This is a genomic window from Microcystis sp. T1-4, assembly GCF_000297435.1.
GTDB lineage: Bacteria > Cyanobacteriota > Cyanobacteriia > Cyanobacteriales > Microcystaceae > Microcystis.
Map to the genome: position 1 here is coordinate 1 of NZ_CAIP01000012.1, position 5,868 is coordinate 5,868.

The window sequence follows — 5,868 nt, forward strand, 5'->3', positions numbered from 1 at the left end:
TCCCCACCTATCGGCACCCCCCCTTATCAAGGGGGGCAGGGGGGATCGAACCTAAAATTCATTTTTAATTTAATTATAACCAGCTACTTAGTATCACACCTAAATTGTTTGATTTTTTTAAGCATTATTTTCATTCTCACCTCTAAGAGCCGAAAATAAACAGAGACGACCTAAACCCAAGATTGCCGGTGAGAAGTTTTCCTGACTGGGGGCTTCTAGATGGCAACCGGCAAATTCTTGCTGTATTTCTCTTAGAAAATGAGGCCAAATGGTCAAGAAAAAATTACCGCTAAAAATTATTTGATCGATATCCTCAAGACTTTTTTGCTGTTTTTCTAACAAATCATTAACTTTCTGTTTTAAATTATCTAGATACGGTATAATCACCTTCTTATTTAAATCAGTGCGACTGACCGTCCAAGTATGACTGGCCAGAGAGGAGGTAAATTCCCTTTCTTCTTGAAGGATTAATTTGGTCAATCTAGCGGCTGCAAGTAAAGATTTTTTTAAGGGATTAGTATCGGTGAGATCCCGGGGGGAAAGAGGCAAAAAAGAACGCCAGAGAGGATAAATTAACTGAGAGAGTATCGCCTGTTCATAGGTGTTTTCCCCGTAGTTAAAATGGCTCAGAGCGATCGCTTGACGGCATAAAGAGCGAGTTTGCGCTGGGACTTCCACTATCGCTAAAGTGGTGGTTTCCCGTTTCCCTTCGATCACCAGTAGGGTTTGGGGTTGCGGTTGATCGCTGGTGGGAATATAGGCCAGAGCAGTAGCGATCGCTGTTTCTAGACTAGAGAGGCGATCGGGGGGTATTAATTGCGCTGTGAGAAGGGCTTTTTTTAGGTCATCCGTGGGGGTTTCCCCGTCATCGGTGATAATGATAGCTTCTAATCGCTCCAGGGCTTCCCAGAGCCAAGAATCGGTGCTAAAATCCCGATTAGATAGCCAGCTAATTAGATATTCTTCCACCTGATGGCAGGGTAAGCGATCGCTTGTTCCCGTTGCCAGACTCCAAGAAAGAGGATAAAAATCGATCAGTCCTTGGCTTTCCCGAAAAAAAACGATTTTCACCCCCTCTGGTTGCACCTCCATTCCCAGGGACCAACGGGCAACTTCAGGGGTTCGATCGGGGAATAATAACGGAAAAAGCTGCGCTCTGGCCGATTCTAATTGTTGACGGGTGGCGATAATTGTCTCGGCAGTAACTTCTTGCGGGTTAATTAGAGACGAAATCACCCTGGAAAGAACCCGATCGATCTCGGTCAGTAGGGAGGAAAAATCCTGTTTATCGGTCACTAGATCACTAAAAATACCCACAACTTTCTATTGTAGAATCACCCGCCTAAAACGGACAAAATTTAAATATTAAACCATGGAACAAAAACGCTATCCTGCGGAAAAATCAGCAGAGATTCAAAAATTATTGGATACAGCCACTTTATTGGTCGGTTTACCCCCTGAAACCGTCGATAAAGTTATTTCTCATGCTGTCACCCTTACCCATCCCGCTAATCGGGCGATTTTATTAGAAAATGATTGGGGTGGTTCGGTTTACTTTATTCTCGATGGTTGGGTGAAAATTCGTACTTACAATGTGGAGGGCAAAGAAGTCACCTTAAATATCCTCGGTAAAGGGGAAATAGTCGGAGAAATGGCCGCTTTAGAGGAATTTCCCCGCTCCACTGATGCTATCACCCTCACCACGGCCACAATTAGCAGTATTCCCGCCCAAGATTTTCTTAATCTGCTCAAAGCGGAACCTTTAGCGGGAATTCGTCTTTCTCAGTTAATGGCCAAGCGTTTGCGTCAACTTAACCGGCGTTTACGTTTGCGCGAGGCCGATAGTCTCTCCAGAGTCGCCGATAGTTTACTCTTTTTGGCCGAAGGTCAAGGACAAAAAAACAGCCAGGGTACGATAATTCCTAATTTACCTCACCGGGAATTGAGTAGTATTAGTGGTCTGGCCCGGGAAACCGTGACCCGATCCCTGACCAAATTGCAGAAAAAAGGCCTGATTCAACGACAGCAGGACTCTCTTTGTATTCCCGATCTGGCCGCTTTAGAAAAAGTGATCGCCTAAATTCAGTTATCAGTTATCAGTTATCAGTTATCAGTTATCAGTTATCAGTTATCAGTTATCATACTAAATCCGGTTATTAAAGACTGATTATCTATTCCTCCTCTTGCCTGTTGCCTATTGCCTGTTGCCTATCTTCACTAGGAAATTTATTTTGCACGACTACTTATGACTGAAAGATTAACCGGTTTTGGAGTGGTGCTGGTGACAACGACCAGCGAAACGGAAGCGGAACACCTAGCGATCGCCTTACTGAACGAGCGCCTAGCGGCTTGTGTCAGTATTTACCCGATTCGTTCCATTTATCGTTGGCAGGGACAGATTGAAAACGAGAGGGAATGGCAATTAGTGATCAAAACCGATTTAAAGCAGTTTGAGCAGTTATCGGCGAAGATACAGGAACTGCATAGCTATGCCGTCCCGGAAATCATCGCTTTACCGATTGTGGCAGGTTCTCAGACCTATTTAGACTGGTTAGCCTCCCATACAGGTGGGGTGTCAGAATAGACCAATCGGCAACTGGAGCGAAAAAAATCTATATAATTCTTAATAAACTATCTCAGGAAGCACAAAAAGTTTTAATCTAGATGCTGATTAAATGTTTAAACATCTGGTTTTAAGACCGATCGCCTCCACGATTGGAGAACTCAGCACATCGTCAAGGGAGATAGTTAAAATCCAATGAGTCTTAAGGCAAGCGGTGGCAGCTCCTTAGCGCGTCCCCAACTCTATCAAACCGTCCCGGTATCTGCCATTACCCAAGCAGAACAACAAGACCGCTTTCTCGATAAACCCGAACTCAATGAACTGATCGCCTACTTCCAATCGGGGAGCAAGCGCTTAGATATTGCCCAAACCCTCACCCGGAACTCCGATCTGATCGTCTCACGGGCAGCTAACCGGATTTTTACCGGTGGTTCACCCATGGCTTATCTAGAAAAACCCCCCGTGGAAGAAATGGCCCTGGTGGGTGCCGGTACAGCTATCAACGTCAGGGAAGGGATGAAATTAGGAACCGTTACCTACGCTGAAAGCGGGTCGGGTGGCGGTAGTGGCCTTCTCGGTGGCTTAAAAGGGATTTTCGCCTCTAGCGGCCCGATTCCCCCCGGATTCCGACCGATTAACGTCTCTCGTTACGGTCCGAGCAATATGCAGAAGTCCCTCCGGGATTTATCCTGGTTCCTGCGTTACATTACATACGCGATCGTGGCTGGTGATACCAGTATCCTGATCGTTAATACCCGCGGTTTAAGGGAAGTTCTCGAAAATGCCTGTTCCATTGACGCGACCATCGTGGCCCTACAGGAAATGCGGGCCGCTTCGATCGAGTATTTCCAAAGAGACAAGGATGCGGCCACTTTAATCAGTGACTATTTCAATATCCTACTGGGGGAATTAAAAGCCCCCACTCCCTCTAATAAACTGCGTCAACGTCCCAGTAGTGACCAACAGGGTTTAAGTCTTCCCCAAAGCTACTACAATGCCGCCGAAAAACGGCAAAAGTTTGTCATGAAAACCGGTTTATCGGAGTCGGAAAAATCTTCGATTATCAAGGCCGCCTACAGACAAATTTTTGAACGGGACATCACCCGCGCCTATAGTCAGTCCATTTCTGACCTAGAATCGAAGGTGAAAAACGGCGACATCTCGATGAAAGAATTTGTCCGTCGTCTCGGTAAATCGCCTCTCTACCGCAAACAGTTCTTTGAACCTTTTATCAATAGTCGCGCCCTAGAATTGGCTTTCCGTCATTTCCTCGGTCGCGGTCCTTCCTCCCGGGAAGAAGTGCAGAAATACTTCTCGATCGTCTCTAGCGGCGGTTTAGGGGCGTTAATCGATGCTTTAGTCGATTCTCAGGAATATTCCGACTATTTCGGCGAAGAAACCGTTCCCTATCTCCGGGGTTTGGGTGCAGAAGCACAGGAATGTCGCAACTGGGGGATGCAGATCGACCTGTTTAACTACAGCGCACCTTTCCGCAAAGTTCCCCAATTTATCACCACCTTTGCTAAATACGATCGCCCCTTACCGGATCAGCACGTTTACGGTTCTGGAAATGACCCCCTAGAAATCCAATTTGGGGCAATTTTCCCGAAAGAAACCCGCGAACCTAGTTCTAGTCCCGCTCCCTTCGGTAAAGATAGCAAACGTATCCTCATCCACCGCGGACCTGCTACTAATAACCAAAATAGCAACCCCGGGGCCCGAGGTGAATTCCCCGGTACTTTGGGACCGAAGGTTTTCCGTCTCAATAACGAGTTACCCGGTTCTAGCAATGGGGTGAGCGTTAAATTTGGTGAAAGTTCCACCCAAAGAGTGATTTTAGCGGCTTATCGTCAGGTTTTCGGTCGAATGCCCTACGAAGGTCAGCGTTTATCCGTGGCCGAGATTAAGCTGGAAAATGGCGATATCACTCTGCGGGAGTTTATCAAAACCCTAGCTAAATCCGAGACTTTCCGGAAAATCTACTGGACTCCTCTCTATGTGGTGAAAGCGATCGAATATATTCACCGTCGTCTGCTCGGTCGTCCCACCTACGGTCGTCAGGAAATGAATCAATACTTCGATATCTGCTCGAAAAAAGGCTTCTATGCTTTAATCGATGCTCTGATCGATAGTGCTGAATATACGGAAGCTTTTGGCGAAGATACGGTTCCCTACGAGCGCTATCTAACTCCCCAAGGGATGCAGTTACGGATGGTGCGTTTGGGTAATCTCCGCGAAGATATCGGCCAAAGAGTTGATAAAGAGGAAACCCCGCGCTTTATTGAATTGGGTACACCTTCGGTCTCGATTCGCACTGAACCGGATATTCAATCTCGTGTCGGTCAAGGTGTCACGGTTCAACGGGAACAAACTAAGGTCTTTAAACTGTTAACTAATCTGGATAAAGTTGCCGTACAAAATACTGTTCGCGCCGCCTATCGTCAGATTTTTGAACGGGATCTCGAACCCTATATCATCAATGCCGAATTTACCGCTTTAGAGAGTAAATTAAGCAATGCTGAGATCACGGTGAAAGAGTTTATCGAGGGTTTAGGTGGTTCGGATCTTTACCTGAAAGAATTCTATGCTCCCTATCCGAATACGAAAGTAATTGAATTGGGAACCAAGCACTTCTTAGGTCGCGCTCCCTTGAATCAAAAAGAAATCCAGAAATATAACCAAATTCTGGCAACTCAGGGATTAAAGGCCTTTATCGGTGCCATGGTTAATAGCATGGAATACCTACAATTATTTGGTGAAGATACGGTTCCCTACCGTCGTTTCCCAACTCTACCAGCTGCTAATTTCCCCAATACGGAACGCTTATACAATAAGCTGACTAAACAGGATAGTGAACTGGTTGTTCCCAGTTTTAAACCGGTAGTTAAGGTCGGTGGTTAGTTACTCCTTGAAGTTAGTTAATTTAGCTCGTGTTCAACACGAGCTTTTTTTTGTTTATACTAAATCTTGTTATTAAAGACTGATACTAAATCCAGTTATTAAAAACTGATTATCTATTCCCTCTTTTGCATGAGTGCATGAGTAGAAAACGGGTTTCTCGGAGAAACCCGTTTTCTGTGCGTTACTCAACGGATTTAGTATTATACCAATTCGCCAAAATGTGACTACAGATAGGCTAGAATATCATAAGACCTCTTGCAAAAGTCTTAAGTCGATCCTTGTACAGCAACATTTTTGAAGATTATCAACTACTAATAAATAATTAACTGAAAGTCCCTCCTATTATTGTTTCTATCGTTTGTTTTCGGATTTATGCAAGAGGTCTATATTAGTAGAGTTAAAGG

At 45.2% G+C, this 5,868-nt stretch carries 4 protein-coding genes; 3 read left to right on the forward strand and 1 reads right to left on the reverse strand.

Going from position 1 to position 5,868, the window contains the following annotated elements; translation table 11 throughout:
- Nucleotides 1-117: 117 nt before the first annotated feature.
- Entirely contained in the window at nt 118-1,317 is a 1,200-nt protein-coding gene (locus MICAI_RS00665; protein ID WP_008196279.1) for a hypothetical protein, read from the reverse strand.
- Nucleotides 1,318-1,372: 55 nt separating this feature from the next.
- Between MICAI_RS00665 and MICAI_RS00670 the strand changes: the two genes are divergently transcribed.
- The 3 genes from MICAI_RS00670 to MICAI_RS00680 all read left to right on the forward strand — a co-directional run bounded on the left by MICAI_RS00670 (nt 1,373) and on the right by MICAI_RS00680 (nt 5,464).
- On the forward strand, nt 1,373-2,080 hold the full coding sequence (locus MICAI_RS00670) for a Crp/Fnr family transcriptional regulator (protein WP_008196282.1): 708 nt from the start codon (nt 1,373-1,375) through the stop codon (nt 2,078-2,080).
- A gap of 165 nt (nt 2,081-2,245) precedes the next feature.
- On the forward strand, nt 2,246-2,584 hold the full coding sequence (cutA, locus tag MICAI_RS00675; RefSeq protein WP_008196283.1) for a divalent-cation tolerance protein CutA: 339 nt from the start codon (nt 2,246-2,248) through the stop codon (nt 2,582-2,584).
- A 174-nt stretch (nt 2,585-2,758) separates the two neighbouring features.
- Complete coding sequence (locus MICAI_RS00680; RefSeq protein ID WP_008196286.1) at nt 2,759-5,464, forward strand: phycobilisome rod-core linker polypeptide; 2,706 nt, start codon at nt 2,759-2,761, stop codon at nt 5,462-5,464.
- Nucleotides 5,465-5,868: the final 404 nt, after the last annotated feature.

Coding starts and splice junctions, on each gene's coding strand:
- MICAI_RS00670 (WP_008196282.1), top strand. CDS start 1,373: ATGGAACAAAAACGCTATCCTGCGGAAAAATCAGCAGAGATTCAAAAA.
- cutA (WP_008196283.1), top strand. CDS start 2,246: ATGACTGAAAGATTAACCGGTTTTGGAGTGGTGCTGGTGACAACGACC.
- MICAI_RS00680 (WP_008196286.1), top strand. CDS start 2,759: ATGAGTCTTAAGGCAAGCGGTGGCAGCTCCTTAGCGCGTCCCCAACTC.